Origin of the sequence: Thioalkalivibrio sp. ALE17, assembly GCF_000425605.1 — a bacterium.
Lineage (GTDB): Bacteria > Pseudomonadota > Gammaproteobacteria > Ectothiorhodospirales > Ectothiorhodospiraceae > Thioalkalivibrio.
Genome location: NZ_AUDT01000009.1, coordinates 1 through 15,225, shown reverse-complemented (window position 1 = coordinate 15,225; position 15,225 = coordinate 1). Strand labels below are relative to the sequence as shown.

The 15,225-nt window shown below is 65.7% G+C and carries 15 protein-coding genes and 4 tRNA genes; 7 read left to right on the top strand and 12 right to left on the bottom strand.

Features of this window, described 5'->3' with window-relative positions:
* Positions 1–6: 6 nt before the first annotated feature.
* From H609_RS0107870 to H609_RS0107845, 6 genes are all read right to left on the bottom strand, one after another.
* Positions 7–879 (bottom strand): hypothetical protein, encoded by an 873-nt coding sequence (locus tag H609_RS0107870; RefSeq protein WP_028484697.1) that lies wholly within the window; start codon positions 877–879, stop codon positions 7–9.
* Positions 818–1,846: an FAD-dependent oxidoreductase gene (locus tag H609_RS0107865; protein WP_018877060.1), complete on the bottom strand. Its 1,029-nt coding sequence runs from the start codon at positions 1,844–1,846 to the stop codon at positions 818–820. The genes H609_RS0107870 and H609_RS0107865 overlap by 62 nt, the downstream gene beginning before the upstream one ends.
* Before the next feature lie 23 nt (positions 1,847–1,869).
* Positions 1,870–3,276 (bottom strand): heterodisulfide reductase-related iron-sulfur binding cluster, encoded by a 1,407-nt coding sequence (locus H609_RS0107860; RefSeq protein ID WP_018867553.1) that lies wholly within the window; start codon positions 3,274–3,276, stop codon positions 1,870–1,872.
* Between the two features lie 43 nt (positions 3,277–3,319).
* Positions 3,320–3,994, bottom strand: coding sequence for a 4Fe-4S dicluster domain-containing protein (locus H609_RS0107855; RefSeq protein WP_017941141.1), 675 nt, complete (start codon positions 3,992–3,994; stop codon positions 3,320–3,322).
* A gap of 189 nt (positions 3,995–4,183) precedes the next feature.
* Positions 4,184–4,414, bottom strand: coding sequence for a sulfurtransferase TusA family protein (locus tag H609_RS0107850; RefSeq protein WP_017941140.1), 231 nt, complete (start codon positions 4,412–4,414; stop codon positions 4,184–4,186).
* A gap of 137 nt (positions 4,415–4,551) precedes the next feature.
* The gene (locus H609_RS0107845) at positions 4,552–4,881 is read right to left on the bottom strand and encodes a rhodanese-like domain-containing protein (RefSeq protein WP_018867554.1); all 330 of its coding nucleotides are present in this window, start codon (positions 4,879–4,881) and stop codon (positions 4,552–4,554) included.
* A gap of 199 nt (positions 4,882–5,080) precedes the next feature.
* On the opposite strand from H609_RS0107845, the gene H609_RS0107840 reads away from it, so the two are divergent.
* The 3 genes from H609_RS0107840 (at position 5,081) to soxB (ending at position 8,834) form a co-directional block, all read left to right on the top strand.
* Entirely contained in the window at positions 5,081–5,434 is a 354-nt protein-coding gene (locus H609_RS0107840) for a hypothetical protein (protein WP_018867555.1), read from the top strand.
* A 76-nt stretch (positions 5,435–5,510) separates the two neighbouring features.
* Positions 5,511–6,932: a M48 family metalloprotease gene (locus tag H609_RS0107835; RefSeq protein WP_028484696.1), complete on the top strand. Its 1,422-nt coding sequence runs from the start codon at positions 5,511–5,513 to the stop codon at positions 6,930–6,932.
* Positions 6,933–7,025: 93 nt separating this feature from the next.
* Complete coding sequence (gene soxB / locus H609_RS0107830) at positions 7,026–8,834, top strand: thiosulfohydrolase SoxB (protein ID WP_028484695.1); 1,809 nt, start codon at positions 7,026–7,028, stop codon at positions 8,832–8,834.
* A 142-nt stretch (positions 8,835–8,976) separates the two neighbouring features.
* Here soxB and H609_RS0107825 read toward each other — a convergent pair whose 3' ends face one another.
* The 5 genes from H609_RS0107825 to H609_RS0107805 form a co-directional block, all read right to left on the bottom strand.
* Positions 8,977–9,408, bottom strand: a complete 432-nt coding sequence (locus H609_RS0107825; protein WP_018877063.1) for an RT0821/Lpp0805 family surface protein — start codon at positions 9,406–9,408, stop codon at positions 8,977–8,979.
* 196 nt (positions 9,409–9,604) lie between these two features.
* A tRNA-Lys gene (locus tag H609_RS0107820) sits at positions 9,605–9,680 on the bottom strand.
* 16 nt (positions 9,681–9,696) lie between these two features.
* Positions 9,697–9,772 (bottom strand) — tRNA-His (locus H609_RS0107815).
* 39 nt (positions 9,773–9,811) lie between these two features.
* Positions 9,812–9,888 (bottom strand) — tRNA-Arg (locus H609_RS0107810).
* A gap of 67 nt (positions 9,889–9,955) precedes the next feature.
* Positions 9,956–10,032, bottom strand: a tRNA-Pro gene (locus H609_RS0107805).
* A gap of 173 nt (positions 10,033–10,205) precedes the next feature.
* On the opposite strand from H609_RS0107805, the gene H609_RS0107800 reads away from it, so the two are divergent.
* Positions 10,206–11,081 (top strand): GGDEF domain-containing protein, encoded by an 876-nt coding sequence (locus H609_RS0107800; protein ID WP_018867252.1) that lies wholly within the window; start codon positions 10,206–10,208, stop codon positions 11,079–11,081.
* A 107-nt stretch (positions 11,082–11,188) separates the two neighbouring features.
* The gene (folD, locus tag H609_RS0107795; protein WP_018867251.1) at positions 11,189–12,052 is read left to right on the top strand and encodes a bifunctional methylenetetrahydrofolate dehydrogenase/methenyltetrahydrofolate cyclohydrolase FolD; all 864 of its coding nucleotides are present in this window, start codon (positions 11,189–11,191) and stop codon (positions 12,050–12,052) included.
* Positions 12,053–12,082: 30 nt separating this feature from the next.
* On the opposite strand, the gene gltX is transcribed toward folD, so the two are convergent.
* Positions 12,083–13,516 (bottom strand): glutamate--tRNA ligase, encoded by a 1,434-nt coding sequence (gene gltX, locus H609_RS0107790; protein WP_018867250.1) that lies wholly within the window; start codon positions 13,514–13,516, stop codon positions 12,083–12,085.
* A gap of 192 nt (positions 13,517–13,708) precedes the next feature.
* Here gltX and H609_RS0107785 point away from each other — a divergent pair, with 192 nt between their 5' ends.
* Together H609_RS0107785 and H609_RS0107780 are read left to right on the top strand one after the other, a co-directional pair.
* A complete protein-coding gene (locus tag H609_RS0107785; protein WP_018137548.1) occupies positions 13,709–14,224 on the top strand; it encodes a peptidylprolyl isomerase in 516 nt (171 codons plus the stop codon).
* Between the two features lie 8 nt (positions 14,225–14,232).
* On the top strand, positions 14,233–14,988 hold the full coding sequence (locus H609_RS0107780; RefSeq protein WP_018867249.1) for a UDP-2,3-diacylglucosamine diphosphatase: 756 nt from the start codon (positions 14,233–14,235) through the stop codon (positions 14,986–14,988).
* Positions 14,989–15,225: the final 237 nt, after the last annotated feature.

The window sequence follows — 15,225 nt, the reverse complement described above, 5'->3', positions numbered from 1 at the left end:
CGTTATTCAATGCAGCGACGCATCGGTTCCTTTCAGGCGACCTTCCGGGGAGTCGATCCCCAGCATCTTGACAGCCAGTTCCAGCGGGTCCTGCTTGGTACCGAACTGGTTGTCGATCATCCCCAGACTCATCGACAGCGACCGGGCATAGTCCGAATAGGCCTGCACCCAGACCAGGTCCGTCACGAACGGCAGGTCCCGATAGAAGCCCTCCTCGGCCAGCGCATCGAAAAACCAGCGCCGCGCCCCCTCGATCGCCCCGACCGAATCCCCGATGGGGATCGAGCGGAGGGTGTCATTGCCGCGGATAAACTCCCGCAGCGCACCCGTCGTGGTCGACGAATCCCAGACCCAGCGACACGCCAGCGGCATGGCCTCGGGGTCCGCGAAGTGCAGGATCTCGGCACCGAAGTCCCAGATCGCTCGCCGCAGCTTCTTGTCGTCGGCCGCCAGGTCCGCGAACCCGGCGAGGCGCTCGTTGACCTCGACATCCGGCCGCACCAGCGCCCGAACCCCGTCGACCAGCGCACCCTGTCGTTCGGCCATCAACGCGCCCAGCTTACGCCGGACCGAGAACACCAGACCGCCAAGGGTCCGGACATCTTCGGCATCGATCTCGTCGCCCTTGGCCACGATCGCGGCAAACACCTCGTGCTTCGACCGCAGGGCCTCGATGAAGGTCTCCAGTCCGTCGACCCCGCCGGCCTCGGCGATGGCCTCGTTCAGACTGTTCAGCTTCGTCGCAAGGATCTCCTTGTCGAAGCTGACCTCCAGCGGCTCCGGGGCAAGCCCGGAAGCCGCCGCGTCGCTAACGACCTCAGCCGGCTTTCTGAACCAGCGCATGCAGATCCGCAACCGCGCGACCACCAGCGGCGGCACCCTGGGCGATCGAGTCATCGATCGTCTCGGGACCGTAGGCCGCACCGCAGGAATAGACGCCCTTGCGGGTGGTGCCACAGGTGTTGGTGTACTGCTCGGCGCGCTCCAGGAAGCCGTGCTTCTCGAGCCCGACACCGAAGACCTGCGAGATCTCGGGATTGTCGGCGTTCGGGTCCATGCCGATCGCGTGCACCACGATGTCGAACGGGATGACGATCGGACGCTTGACCAGGGTGTCTTCGCCCTTGACCAGCAGGCGGCCATCACCAGAGGCCGTCACTTCGGCGATACGCGCCTTGACGAACTTGGTTTTGAACTCTTCCTGAGACTTCCAGTAGAACTTGTCTTCGTACAGGCCGAAGGTCCGGATGTCCATGTAGTAGATGAACACGTCGGTTTCCGGCGAGATCTCCTTGATCTCCATCGCCAGGTTGGCGGACACGGTGCAGCAGATCTTGGAGCACCACTCGCGGCCGATCTGGCGGTCACGGGAACCCACGCACAGCAGGATGCAGACCCGCTCGGGCACACGGCCGTCGGACGGGCAGGCGATCTTGCCGCTGGCGACCATCTGCTCCATCTGGGTGGTGGTCAGGACGTCTTCGTACGTCCCGAAACCCCACTCCGGCTTGTTGATGGAGTCGAAATGGGTAAAGCCGGTGGCGAGCACCACGGCGCCGGCCTGGACCGATTCGCCATTGGTCAGGGTCGCGGTGAAGTTGCCGGCTTCGCCGTCCAGCTTCTCGACCTTGGCACCCTTGTGCACGGTGGCGTTCGAGTCATCCTCGACACGCTTGACCATGCGGCCGATGGCGTCCTTCGCCCACTCGCCGGAGGGCACCAGCTTGGCGTAGCCCGAGAGGATCGGGGCGCCCCCCAGGACGTCTTCCTTCTCGACCATCACGGCCTTGAAGCCAGCCGAGGTGACATTCGCGGCGGCGGCCAGACCGGCCGGGCCACCACCCACTACTAGAACGGTATCTTGCTGCATCAGACCTTGCCCCCGTAAGCGAGTTCAGGATTGTAGAGGTATTCGATATTGCCGGCCTCGACCTCCTTCAGGTACTCCTGGAAGGTCTTCTTGGCCTCGGACCAGGACATGCCCATCTTCTCGACCAGGTCCTCGCAGGGCGACGCATGCCACTGCAGCTGGACGATCTTGAACGGATCCGCACCGCAGGCCAGGGCCGCGAACTGGACTTCCGCCATGATCGGGATCTGGAAGTTCTGGTTGTGGGCCTTACCGATCCACTGGTTCTTGTCCATGGTGGTGACGCAGCCGGTGTCGTTGGCCAGCATCACGTCGGCGTTGGCTTCCTCGCGGGCCACGCGGATCTTGCGATCCATCGTGAACGAGCGGGTGAACTCGCGCTCGGAGATGATGTGGCGGAAGCCGAAGCCGCAGCAGTCGTACCAGGTCGAGTAGTCGATCACCTGCGCACCCAGGGCCTGGGCGGTGGAGGTGATGATCGCGGTACGGTTGCCACCCAGCACGGACGGATCGTACACCGCGTCCTCGTGCACCATCTTGTAGTAATGGCAGGCCACGTGGGCGGTCGTGCGGATATTGGAGACGTCGATGGTCTGCAGCTCGGAGGCAATGCGGTTGCGCATCACGTGCACCCACTCGGAGTAGTGGATGATCTCTTCCGGGATGACCAGCTTGCCGTCGACCAGGCGCCCCAGCTTTCCAAGGATCTTGGTGACCTTTTCGCGCAGCTCGGCGGACTCCACCAGATACTTGCGGATCTCCTTGTAGTTACCAAAGGAGGTGCCGCAATGGACCAGCGGGTAGAAGTGACCCAGCTCATGGCCGTGCTGCTTGCCGGAGACGTAGGCCTGGTGGAAGTTGCGCAGGAACACCGCCGCCAGCGACTCGACGTTCCCGATACCGGAACCGTGGTAGTTCCACGCGGTGCAGGAGGTCTGGTCGGTCTCGTCGAGGTAGTCCTTGCCCGGCTCGAAGCCGAACTTGTTCATGAACCACAGCAGCGAGGTCGGGTAGCCCGGGATGTTGCCGCACTGGCCGCAGGACTTGTGGTGCCACAGCTGCTTGGTCGGGACCTTCTTCTCCCAGCCGAACAGGGTGTTCACCGACATCGGCTCGTGCTGATCCTCGATGCGATGGATGATGATCTGGCCGTCCTTCTCGAGCTCGTACATATGCTCGCGGACGTCATCCATGCGATCACCAAGATCGATGGTGCGGCGGTCGACGTGCTTGCGGACCCAGTCGGTGGCCTTGACCGCGTCTTCCTTCGACAGATCGGTCGACTGGAAGAACGAACCGTGACCGGCAATGCCCTGGCCGTCGGTGTTGTGGTAGCCCGGCTTCATGGTGCCGGCGCCAGCGCCTTCACCATTCTGGTTGTGATTGCCTGGGGTCTGTTCACTCATAACGCTTCTCCTGATGTCTTGGATGCGGGATTCGGCGAGCGACTTATTCGTCGTCTTCCTCTTCCTGCTCCTCGAGCCAGTCTTCGTAGTCCTCGCGCTTCTCGTCGATGAAGTCTTCGATCACGTCGAAGAGGTTCTCGTCCATCAGCTCGAGGGACTTCAGGACCCCGGTCATTTCCCAGATGGTGTACATCTCGACCGAGGTCTTCAGGGACACTTCCCAGGCGGTCTCGACCGTCTGCAGCGTCTTCACCGGAATCGCCTTGCGCAGGATGCGCAGATCGCCTTCCACCTTCTGGATGTTGGGGCCCCAGTCAGGGAAGTGATCGGGCTGGATCATGTCGGGGGACAGCTGGTTACCCGTGGTGATCAGCTTGAGCATCACGCGGCCGAACGGACGGAGTACGTCCTTCGCGGACTGCATCTCGTGCTTGATGGCCACTTCGCGCATGATCGCGACCAGGCCACCGGGAGAGTTCTTGAACGGGCAGCGCGCCGCACAGGTCATGCACTGGGCGCAGGCCCAGATCTTCTCCTGCATCGCGTCGTAGATCTGCTCGACGTTCTCGGTCCAGAGCAGCTGGACGATCTCGCGTGGCGAGTAATCGTAGAACTGAGCGGACGGGCACGTGGCCGTGCAGATCCCACAGTTCAGGCAGCCGTTGAGCTCGTGGTCGTAGCGAAAATCCCCGCGGATATCGTCGAAGATTTGCTGCATCTCAGCGTATGTCGCCATATCTCACACCTCTTCGCTTTAGGCGATGCAGGTTTCTTTGTGAACCTTGCGCAGCCAGCCTAGACCTCGTCCAGGCACCAATCCAGTTACCGCATGGCAACCGTCGTTATTCAGGATTCGGGGCGGTCAACCCTTGCGGATTGCCGCCCCGAATCAAGCGTTTGAAACGCTTCAGGCCTTCTTTACGAGGAAGTAGAACTTGCCGCCTTCTTCCTTGTGTTCCATCAGCTCGTTGCCGGTCTGCTTGGCGAAGGCCTGGAAGTCCTTCACGGCGCCCGGATCGGTGGCGATGATATGCAGAACCTGGCCGGCGTCCATCGCGGCGAGCGCCTTCTTGGCGCGCAGAATGGGCAGCGGGCAGTTCAGGCCGGAAGCATCGAGTTCTTGGTCAAAGTTGGCCATCGTTTCTCTCCTTTGAGTGCGTTTTATCAGTCGGGTACTGCAGTCCGAATCGGGCCCTGAACGCGACAGCCACGACCGAACGGTTACCTACCGAATTCCCCCTTATAGGCGAAACGGCATCGGAATACAACCGAATTCTAATCCGGGCTTACCACCGGCTTGCCCGTCTGTGCCCAGCCGACGATGCCGCCCCGCAGGCTGCTGGCGCAGTCGACACCCTGCTGGGCGAGAAAGGCACAGGCCTGCGCGGATCGGGCGCCACTCTGGCAGTAGATCACCAGCGGCGTGTCGTCGCCGGTGAACTCGTCCTTGCGCATTGGCAGGGTTGCCAGCGGGATCAGCTCGGCGCCCGGAATGACCCCACGCCCGGTCTCGCCCGGCGAGCGCACGTCGAGCAGGCGAAAGGTCTTGCCTTCGCTGCGCCACTGCTCCAGTTCGTCCGGGGTGATCTCGCTGAATCCGTACACGCTGTGCTCCGGGTCGTCTCGTCGTGGAATGCGAACTCTCGCGACTCCCGCCGGCATGCCTTTGGCGCTGACAGCGCAAGAGTGGGCGCGGAGCATAGCGAAACCGGCCGCAAATGCAAACAAGTCCGACGGCGGGCAGGTGGATGGTCGCCCGTCGCGAAAAGTTCTGCTATGGTCGCTCCCGCTTCAGGAAACGCTGATGCATACTGATCAGCTTCATTGCTTCGCGGAGGATATCCCGGTGGACAAGAGCGAATTCCAGGTGGACGGCCATTACGCCGTCACGCTGAAAGACGAAAACGGCAAGCTGCGCCCCGCCAACATCTATGTGCACGACATGCAGGACGACTACATGATCGCGCGCCGCACCTCCGGTGGCGACGTCGGCCTGCTGTTCAAGATGGGCTACGACGACATCGTTAAGAAGGTCCGGACTCACAAGGTACTGGATCGCAAGAAGTTCATGGTGCCCGAGGCGATGCTCAAGCCGAAGCTGTGGGAAACCCGTGACAGCATGCGCACCTATTCGTCGGCCCCGGGGCTTGGCAAGTAACTACGCCTCCCGGCATTGCCGCAATGCAGGGCCGGCGCCCGCCGGCCCTCGCGGCCTGCTGTTTATTGCTCATTTCCTGCTCGCCGCGCTGCTGGCGCTGGCACTACTGGCGGCCCCGCCCGCCCACTCCGGCGGGGTCTCCCTCCCTGATCTCGGCGAGGCCTCCGGCGGCGTCCTGACCCCCGCCGAAGAACGCGAGCTCGGTCGCTCGCTGCTGCGCGAGATCCGCCGCACCGCCCCGCTGGTCACCGACCCCGAGGTCGTGTTCTACGTGGACTCGCTCGGGCGCCAGCTCCTGGCTAACGCCCCCAGCGCCGACGGCCCCTTCTACTTCCTGACCGTAGACAACGGCCAGGTCAACGCCTTTGCGATGCCCGGGGGCATCATCGGCATTCACGCCGGACTGATCCTCGAGGTCCGCGATGAAGCCGAACTGGCGGCGGTTATGGCACACGAGATCGCCCATGTGACCCAGCGTCACCTGGCGCGCATGTTCGCGCGCGGGCGCGACATCAACTTCACCACCGGCCTGGCGATCCTGGCGGGCATCCTCGCCTCCGCGGTCGACCCGACGCTGGGCTCGGCGGTCATCACCGGCGGCGTGGCCGGCGGCATCCAGCAGCAGATCAACTTCACCCGCGCGAACGAGGCCGAGGCCGACCGCGCCGGCATGCAGATCCTGCAAGGCACCGGGTTCGACCCGCACGCGATGGCGGATTTCTTCGAGCGGTTGCAGGAACTGTCGCGCGGGGTCGGCGACCAGGTACCGGAATACCTGCGCACCCACCCGGTAACCCTCGACCGCATCACCGATGCCCGCAACCGGGCCAGCCAGATGGCCGCGACCGAAACCCGCGCCCGCGGGCCCGAATTCGAATGGATGCAGGCCCGCGTGCAGGCCCTGAAAGACCCGCGCCGCACCCTGGAGCGCTTTCGCGCGACGGACGCCCCATCCCCCGCGCGGCGCTATGGCGCAGCCGTCGCCTATCTCGAGCGTGGCGAGGCCACCCGCGCGCGCGAACAACTGGAACGGCTCGATGCCGCCGATGCCCCCGGGCTGACCCTCGAGCTGGCGTTCACCGCCCTGCTGCGCGAGGAGGGCGAACATGAACAGGCCCTCGAGCGGCTCCAGGACCTGGACGCGGTGTACCCCGGCCACCCGGTGATCCGGGAACGCCTCGCCCGCGTACACCGGGATCTTGGCCAGCCCGATCGCGCGATCCGCATCCTGTCGGACATGATCCGCCAGGAGGCCGCCCCCAACCCGGAGCTGCTGCGCCTGCAGGCCGACATCGCGGACGGCGCGGGCTATGTTGCAATCAGCCGCGAAGCCATGGCCGAATACTTCTTCCACCGCGCTCAGTATGAAGAAGCGGTCCGCCAGTTCGAGGCCGCCATGGACGCCTCGGATGCCAGCGATCGGGACCGCCAGCGTATCGAGGACAAGCGTGACTCCGCCCGCGAGACCGCGCGCGAGGCCCGCGAGGGGCGGCGCTAGGGAATGCACGCCGGCAACGGATCGTCTACCTCGCGTCGCAAAATGTCTTTACTGCCATTCACCACCAACCCGGAATAGAGAGGTAGATTCCTCATGCACATCTCACGCCGAGAATTCATGCAGTTGCTGGCCGCCGCCAGCGCCGCCGGTTTCCCCCTGGGCACCGCTGCCTGCAGCAACAACAAGGGCGGCACCGCGGGTGATCCCTACGATGCGCTGGATCGCTTCGGCAACGTGCACCTGCTGCACTACACCGACTGCCACGCCCAGCTGAAGCCGATCTACTTCCGCGAACCGAACATGAACCTCGGCGTGGCCGACATGCGCAATCGCCCGCCGCATATCGTGGGCGAGCACTTCCTCAAGCACTACGACATCGAGCGCGACAGCATCTACGCGCACGCCTACACCAATCTCGACTTCATGGAAGCGGCCGAGAAATACGGTCGTGTGGGCGGCTTCGCGCACCTCAAGACCCTGGTCGACAAGCTGCGTGACTCCCGCCCGAACGCCCTCCTGCTGGATGGCGGCGATACCTGGGGCGGCGGCTCCGGCTCCGCGCTGTGGACCAACGCGCAGGACATGGTGGATGCACAGAAGCTGCTGGGCATCGACATCATGACCGGCCACTGGGAATTCACCTACGGCGCCGACCGCGTCGAAGAGGTCGTGAACGGCGACTTCGCCGACGCCGGCATCGACTTCGTGGCCCAGAACGTGCGTGACGTGGACTGGGGTGACCGCATCTTCAAGCCGTACGTGATCCGCGAGATGAACGGCGTGAACGTGGCGGTCGTGGGTCAGGCCTTCCCCTACACCCCGATCGCCAACCCGCGCTGGATGATCGAACAATGGTCCTTCGGCATCCGCCCGGACGACATGCAGGAGCAGGTCAACGCGGCCCGCGCGGAGGGCGCCGAGATCGTCGTCGCCCTGTCGCACAACGGCATGGACGTGGACATCAAGATGGCCGGCATGGTCGAGGGCCTGGACGCCATCATGGGCGGCCACACCCATGACGCCGTGCCGCAGCCCCTGCCCGTGGACCGTCCCGACGGCGGCACCTGTCTGGTCACCAACGCCGGCTCCAACGCCAAGTTCGTCGGCGTACTGGACTTCGACTTCCGCGACGGCGCCATCCAGGACTGGGAATACCGCCTGGTGCCGGTGTTCGCCGAGATGCTGCCGGAACACCCGGGGATGGCCTCGTTCATCCACAACATGCGCAACAGCGAGGTCACCTGGAAGGGCGAAACCTTCAACATGGAGGACAAGCTGTCCGAAGAACTGGCGGTCACCGACGACCTGCTTTACCGCCGCGGCAATTTCAACGGCACCTTCGACCAGCTGATCTGCGACGGCCTGATCGAATACAACGACGCCCAGATCTCCTTCTCCCCGGGCTTCCGCTGGGGCACCACGGTGCTGCCGGGCATGCCCATCACCTTCGAGCACGTGATGGACCAGACCGGCCTGACCTATCCGGAGATGACCCGCAACACCTTCACCGGGGCCCAGATCAAGGACATCCTGGAAGACGTCGCGGACAACCTCTACAACGCCGACCCCTTCTACCAACAGGGCGGCGACATGGTGCGCGTCGGCGGCCTGAAGTACGCCATCGATCCGACCGCCGAGATCGGCAACCGGATCTCCGAGATGGAACTGGACGGCCGCAAGCTGGATGCCGACAAGGAATACGTCGTCGCCGGCTGGGCCAGCGTGCAGCAGAATGTTCCGGGCGGTGTCGGGGTCGACATCTGGGATGGTGTCGCCGAATACCTGCGCAGCTTGGACGGCAACGTACGCATCAGCGACCTCAACGAACCCAAGGTCAAGGGTATCGGCGAGGACAACCTCGGTTTCGTTCCGACCACCGAGGACATGTACCGCCGCTCCTGATCGGTTGCCGGCACCCGTCCGGGCCTTGCCTGGAACGAGAAAGCCCCGCTCATGCGGGGCTTTTTTGTGGCTGCGCGGCTCTCGACAGCCGTGCTTGACCGGTTACCACCGGAACCCAAGACTGAGCGATCACGCCTGGACGTCAGACGTTCACCCAGCGCCCGCTGGCATCGCGGCAGGCCGTGCCCGTGATGGTCTCCGGATATCCGTCCATCGTTGCCTGCACCTGATACTCGCGGCAGTCCTGCCCCGAGGAACGGTAGGTGCGGGTGGGCGTGGCCTGATACTGATGCCCGGTGTTCGGATTGCGCCAGGTCGAGCTCTGCCGGTCCGGGACCGTCTCCAGCGTGCGCGACACCCGCATCCGGTCGACATCGTCCATGCTGCGCCCCACCGAACCGCCGATCGCCGCACCCGCCAGGGTGCCGGCAATAATCGCGGCGGTACGCCCGCGCCCGCCGCCGATCTGACTGCCGATCGCGCCCCCGGCGGCCCCGCCGATCAGGGCCCCGGTCTGCTGCTTGCTGATCGTCTGACATCCGGTCAGAAAGGCCACCGAACCAACCAATGCCATAATCAAAAACAATCGCCCTGCCATTTTCCACCTCCCGCCGTTTCCAACCGCCTTGATCGGACATCACGCGGTTAGCTTACGCCCGCGCATCTGAACGACAGGTGAAGGAATGGCGGACAGGAGGTGTACCCAGCAAGACACAGAAAGACGCCCGCAGCAGCCGCCAGGCACCCTGTAGGGAATAACGAAAAGGAAATGGTGGGCCGTGTAGGAATCGAACCTACAACCAATGGATTAAGAGTCCACTGCTCTACCAATTGAGCTAACGGCCCCCGGAACAAAAGGGGATGGGGTGACCGATGGGACTCGAACCCACGACAACCGGAGTCACAATCCGGGACTCTACCAACTGAGCTACGGTCACCACCGTGTCACTGTACAGCTACTTTCGCGAAGGCGGCCCTGGCGCGCCCGGCAGGACTCGAACCTGCAACCGTCGGCTTAGAAGGCCGATGCTCTATCCGGTTGAGCTACGAGCGCGTTACCGCCGAGCATTGGGGCCATGGCGCCTGATTCGAACCTGCCTGCAAGCCTTGGCCGGGAGCCATGGTCGGGGTAGAGGGATTCGAACCCCCGACATCCTGCTCCCAAAGCAGGCGCGCTACCAGACTGCGCTATACCCCGTCGAGCCGTCCCCGCAAAAAGGGCCTACACAGCGAGCGCAGGATGGTAGCGCCGGAAGAGGGGACCGGTCAAGGAAAAAGGGGGAAATTTCGACCTGGCTCGCCCCCGGCAGCCGCCTGTCGTGGTAACGTCAAACCGAATCGTACGCAAGGCCGCGTCGCAGGGAGAAACGGATGCTCGACTGGGTAGCCAGTACGGCCATTGTGCTGGGGGCGGCAGGCCTTCTGTACGCCCAGTGGAAGCTCGCCCAGCTCCTGCGCCAACTGCCGCAAAGCCGCGTGCGTACGGGCTGGAAGATGATGGCCTTCCTGGTCCCGGTGTTCACCCTGGGCTATTTCGGCTACATCCCGTTGAACTGGGGCCTCTACCAGGGCCTGCCGGACCTGCTGGTCCCGGTGATCTTCCTGCTGGGCGGCTGTTTCGTCTGCACCGTGGTCGGCCTGACCTACAGCTCGGTGGAAAAGATCCGCCGCGTCACGCGGCTGGAGCATGAATCCATCACCGACCCGCTGACCGGTCTGTTCAACCGGCGGCACATGGATCGCCGGCTGGAAGAGGAGGTCTCCCGCGCGCGGCGCTACGGCCAGCCTCTCTCCCTGGTGATGCTGGACATCGACCAGTTCAAGCCGATCAACGACCGCCTCGGCCACCTGATCGGCGACTACATCCTGACCACCCTCGCCGAACGCATGCGACTGGTACTGCGGCGCTCCGACCTGGCCGCGCGTTTCGGCGGGGAGGAATTCGTCGTGATCGCCCCGCATACCGACCTCGAGGCGGCCATGGCCCTGGGTGACAAGCTGCGCAACGCAATCGCCGGTACCCCGATCACCCTGACTGGGCACCAGGCGGCCCCGCCCTGCGCCCCGGACGAACTGACCGTCACCGTCAGCGTCGGCATCGCCAGCCTCGCCAGCGACCCACAAGCCAGCGAGACCGCCGAGACCCTGATCGCCCGTGCCGACGACGCGCTCTATCGCGCCAAGCAGGACGGACGCAACCGTTGCGAGGCCAGCCCCGCCACAACCAGCCTCTCCGCGGCGCTGTAACGGATTCTTCCGGCGTCCGCCGACAACACGGATTCCCGCCCGCGTCGGCTTGAGCGCCCGCCCCCGCCATGGGAAGATCGCGGGCATTCCTTCCAAGGCGAGACCCCATGACGGCCCAGCTCATCGACGGACGCGCGATCGGACAAAGCCACCGCGCACGGATCGCGACCGAGATCGAATCCATGACCGCCCGCGACCTGCGTCCGCCGGGTCTCGCCGTGGTCCTGGTCGGGACCAACCCGGCCTCCGAGGTGTACGTGCGCAACAAGCGCAAGGCCTGCGAACAGGTCGGCGTCGTCTCGCACTCCTACGACCTGCCGGCCGGCACCCCGCAAACCGACCTGCTGGCGCTGATCGACCAGCTTAACGCCGACCGCACCATCGACGGCATCCTGGTCCAGCTGCCCCTGCCCGACCACATCGACCCGGAAACGGTGATCGAGCGCATCTCTCCGGCCAAGGACGTGGACGGCTTCCACCCGTATAACGTCGGCCGCCTGGTGGCGCGCGTGCCGCGCCTGCGCCCGTGTACGCCCTGGGGCGTCATCCAGTTGCTGCGCCACATCGAGGAGCCGTTCAAGGGTCGCACCGCCTGCGTGATCGGTGCCTCCAACATCGTCGGGCGCCCGATGGCCCTGGAGCTGCTGCTGGCCGGCGCCACCCCGACCATCTGCCACCGCTTCACGCCGGACACCGCCGCCATCGCCCGCCAGTCCGACATCGTCGTCGCGGCCGTGGGCAAACCCGGCCTGGTCAAGGGCGACTGGATCAAGCCGGGGGCCACGGTCATCGATATCGGCATCAACCGCCGCGACGACGGGACGCTGACCGGGGACGTGGAATTCGATGCCGCCGCCGAGAAGGCCGCCTGGATCACGCCCGTGCCGGGCGGCGTCGGCCCGATGACCGTCGCGATGCTGCTGGACAACACCCTGCGCGCCCGCGCCTTCGGGACCCACGAAGCGGGCTGAGGACGCGCCCGGGCCCGCCCGGGACCCCGCTCAACCGGCCGCGGCAATCTCCTGCGCGGCCCGCAGCCGCGCCCGCACCCGCTCGCGCCCCAGATACTCCCAGATCCGCGGCAGCTCCGGGCCAAAGGTCTGCCCGGAGAGGGCTGCGCGCAGCGGCATGAACAGCTTGCGGCCCTTGGCACCCGTCGCGGCCCCCACGGCCTTGGCCAGCGCCGGGAAGTCCTCGGCCTCATCCAGCGCCGCCAGCGCGGCGCCATAGAACGCCGCCCCGGCCCCCGCCAGCTCCTCGCGGGCGCTGTCGCTGTACGGCATCGGGTCGTCCGCGAACGCCGCCACCCACACCGGGGCCTCGGCCGCCCGGCTGATGTTGTCCCGCAGCAGGCGCGCCAGGGCCGGTCGCTCTTCGGCGGCGACCCCCTCGAGCACACCGGCCGCTTCCAGATAGGCCTGCAGTGACTCGTCCGACAGCCCGCGCAGGGCCTCCGACTGCCAGTGTTCCAGCTGCTGCGGGTCGTGCCGGGCCGCGCTGTGCCCGATCCGCTCGCGGCTGAAGCCGGCCGCCAGCGCCTCGGCCGAGAGCAACTCGTCCGACTCGAAGCGATGCCCGAGCCGCGCCAGGTGGTTCAGGATCGCCAGCGGCAGATAGCCATCGGCGCGCAGCTCCTCGACGCTGGCGGAGCCGTTGCGCTTGGACAACGGCGCCCCGTCCTGCCCCATCACCAGCGGCAGGTGGTGATAGGCCGGCGCCACCAGCCCCAGCGCCTCCAGCAGCAGCATCTGGCGCGGGGTGTTGGCGATATGGTCCTCGCCGCGCACCACGTCGGTCACGCCCATCAGGGCATCGTCGATCGCATTGGAGAAGAAGAAGGCGGGCGTGCCGTCGGAGCGCCGGATCACGAAGTCGCCGATCTCGTCGGTCCGAAAGCTCACCGGCCCGCGTACCCCGTCCTCGAAACGGACCGTCCGGCCCAGCGGCACGCGAAAGCGCAGGGTCGGCTTCTGCCCCTCGGCCGCGCGCCGCTCGGCCTCCTCCGCGCTCAGGTGGGCGCAGGTCCCGGGATAGCGCGGCGGCTTGCCCTGGGCGCGCATGCGCTTGCGCCCGCGGTCCAGCTCGGCGGCCGAGCAGAAGCACGGATAGGCCAGCCCCTGATCGATCAACTGCCGGTAATAACCCGCGTAGAGTTCGCCGCGCTCGGATTGCGCGTAGGGACCGGCGTCACCCCCTGCGCCGAAGCCCTCGTCCCAGTCCAGGCCCAGCCAGCGGAGATCACGCTGCAGGGCCTCGACAAACTCCGGCCGCGAGCGCTCGGCATCGGTGTCCTCGATCCGCAGCAGGAAACGGCCGCCGCGCGACCGCGCCAGCAGCGCGCTGAACAGCGCGGTGCGGACGTTGCCCAGATGCAGCAGGCCGGTGGGACTGGGGGCGAAACGGGTTCGGGTCATGGTGTTCGTCATCGCGCGCATGGTAGCGGAGCGCCCGCGGCCTCACCAGCGCCGCGTCCACACATCCAACCGGCGTGCTGGCAGGCCCCGCCGGTGGCGGGTACCATGCCCCCCTCGAATTCCCCGGAGGTCAGAACCATGCAGCGCATCCGCACCCGGCTTGCCATTGTGCTGGCCACCGCCCTTCTTGCCCTACTGCTTTCAGGAGCCCCCATGGCCGATACCAATCCGCAGGTCGCGATCGAAACCAACCATGGCCGCATCGTGCTGGAACTCAACGCCGAAGCCGCCCCGGAGACGGTCGCCAACTTCATGTCCTACGTGGATGACGGCTTCTACGACGGTACGATCTTTCACCGCGTGATCCCGGGATTCATGGTCCAGGGCGGCGGCTTCGACAAGAACATGAGCCAGAAGTCCGCTGGCGAGCCGATCCGCAACGAGGCGGACAACGGCCTGAAGAACGAGGTGGGCGCGATCTCCATGGCCCGTACCCAGGATCCGCACTCGGCCACCGCGCAGTTCTTCATCAACGTGAACGACAACGACTTCCTCAACCACACGGCCCCGAATGCGCAGGGCTGGGGTTATGCGGTCTTCGGCAAGGTGACCGAGGGCATGGACGTCGTGCGTCAGATCGAGTCCGTGCCCACCGGGCGTTCCGGCATGCACCAGGATGTGCCGCAGGAGCCGGTCGTGATGGAAAGCGTGAAACGCGTCGAGGACTGAGCCACCCCGTGGCTTCGAGCGCGCCGGCCCTGGTCATCTCCGACCTGCACCTGGATCGCGAGCCCGGCCCCCTGCTGGAGGCCGTACTTGCCTTCCTGAAGGGGCCGGCGCGCAGCGCCTCGGCGCTGTACATCCTCGGCGACCTGTTCGAATACTGGGTCGGCGATGACGCCGGCTTCCCGGCGGCCGAACAGCTCGCCGAGGCCCTGCAGACACTCGAGATCCCGGTCGCCTTCATCCACGGCAACCGGGATTTTCTCGTGGGCCCGGACTACGCCAAACGGGCGGGGATGCAGCTGGCGCCCGAGCCATTGCATGCGGCCCTGCCCTGCGGGCCCGCCGTGCTGCTGCATGGCGATTCCCTGTGCACCGACGACACCGAGCACATGGCCTTTCGCCAGCAGGTGCGCGGCGGCGAATGGCAGCGGGCCTTTCTGGCCCATCCGCTGGAGGAACGCATCCGCCAGGCCGAGGCCATGCGCGCCACCAGCCGCGACAACAGCCGGATGAAGGCCGACGCCATCATGGACGTGAATGCGAACGCCGTGGCCGATACCTTCCGCGACGCCGATGTCCCGCTGATGATTCATGGCCATACCCACCGCCCCGCGATCCACGACCTGGCGGTCGATGGTCAGCCGCGCCAGCGCTGCGTGCTCCCGGCCTGGGACGAGCACCCGGGCTACCTGGAAGTCGCGGCGACCGGCCCCGTCCTGCGCGAACTGGACGGCTCGCCCTACCCGGCGCACCTGCTGCACGCCTGAACCGCACTCTTCGCGCCGTTGCACAGCTGGCCCTGGTTCGTCGTTGGTGTTTATGACGGCACCACCGCCTACCTTGTTGTGGCTGGGCCTGGTTCTGCATCCGGTGTTTACGGTGCCTTCGGTCCACATACTGCCGAGCGCTGACTCGCCAGCGCGCCCCGAGGTCCTTTCTTGCTTGCCCAAGAAAGGACCCAAAGAAGGGCACCCGGATTTCGCCCGGGAACCTTGCTCCAGGGC

Excerpts from the sequence above, each read along its gene's own strand:
- H609_RS0107860 (WP_018867553.1), bottom strand. The coding sequence starts at position 3,276 with ATGAGTGAACAGACCCCAGGCAATCACAACCAGAATGGTGAAGGCGCT.
- H609_RS0107855 (WP_017941141.1), bottom strand. The coding sequence starts at position 3,994 with ATGCAGCAAATCTTCGACGATATCCGCGGGGATTTTCGCTACGACCAC.
- H609_RS0107850 (WP_017941140.1), bottom strand. The coding sequence starts at position 4,414 with ATGGCCAACTTTGACCAAGAACTCGATGCTTCCGGCCTGAACTGCCCG.
- H609_RS0107840 (WP_018867555.1), top strand. The coding sequence starts at position 5,081 with ATGCATACTGATCAGCTTCATTGCTTCGCGGAGGATATCCCGGTGGAC.
- soxB (WP_028484695.1), top strand. The coding sequence starts at position 7,026 with ATGCACATCTCACGCCGAGAATTCATGCAGTTGCTGGCCGCCGCCAGC.
- H609_RS0107825 (WP_018877063.1), bottom strand. The coding sequence starts at position 9,408 with ATGGCATTGGTTGGTTCGGTGGCCTTTCTGACCGGATGTCAGACGATC.
- H609_RS0107800 (WP_018867252.1), top strand. The coding sequence starts at position 10,206 with ATGCTCGACTGGGTAGCCAGTACGGCCATTGTGCTGGGGGCGGCAGGC.
- folD (WP_018867251.1), top strand. The coding sequence starts at position 11,189 with ATGACGGCCCAGCTCATCGACGGACGCGCGATCGGACAAAGCCACCGC.
- gltX (WP_018867250.1), bottom strand. The coding sequence starts at position 13,516 with ATGCGCGCGATGACGAACACCATGACCCGAACCCGTTTCGCCCCCAGT.
- H609_RS0107785 (WP_018137548.1), top strand. The coding sequence starts at position 13,709 with ATGGCCGATACCAATCCGCAGGTCGCGATCGAAACCAACCATGGCCGC.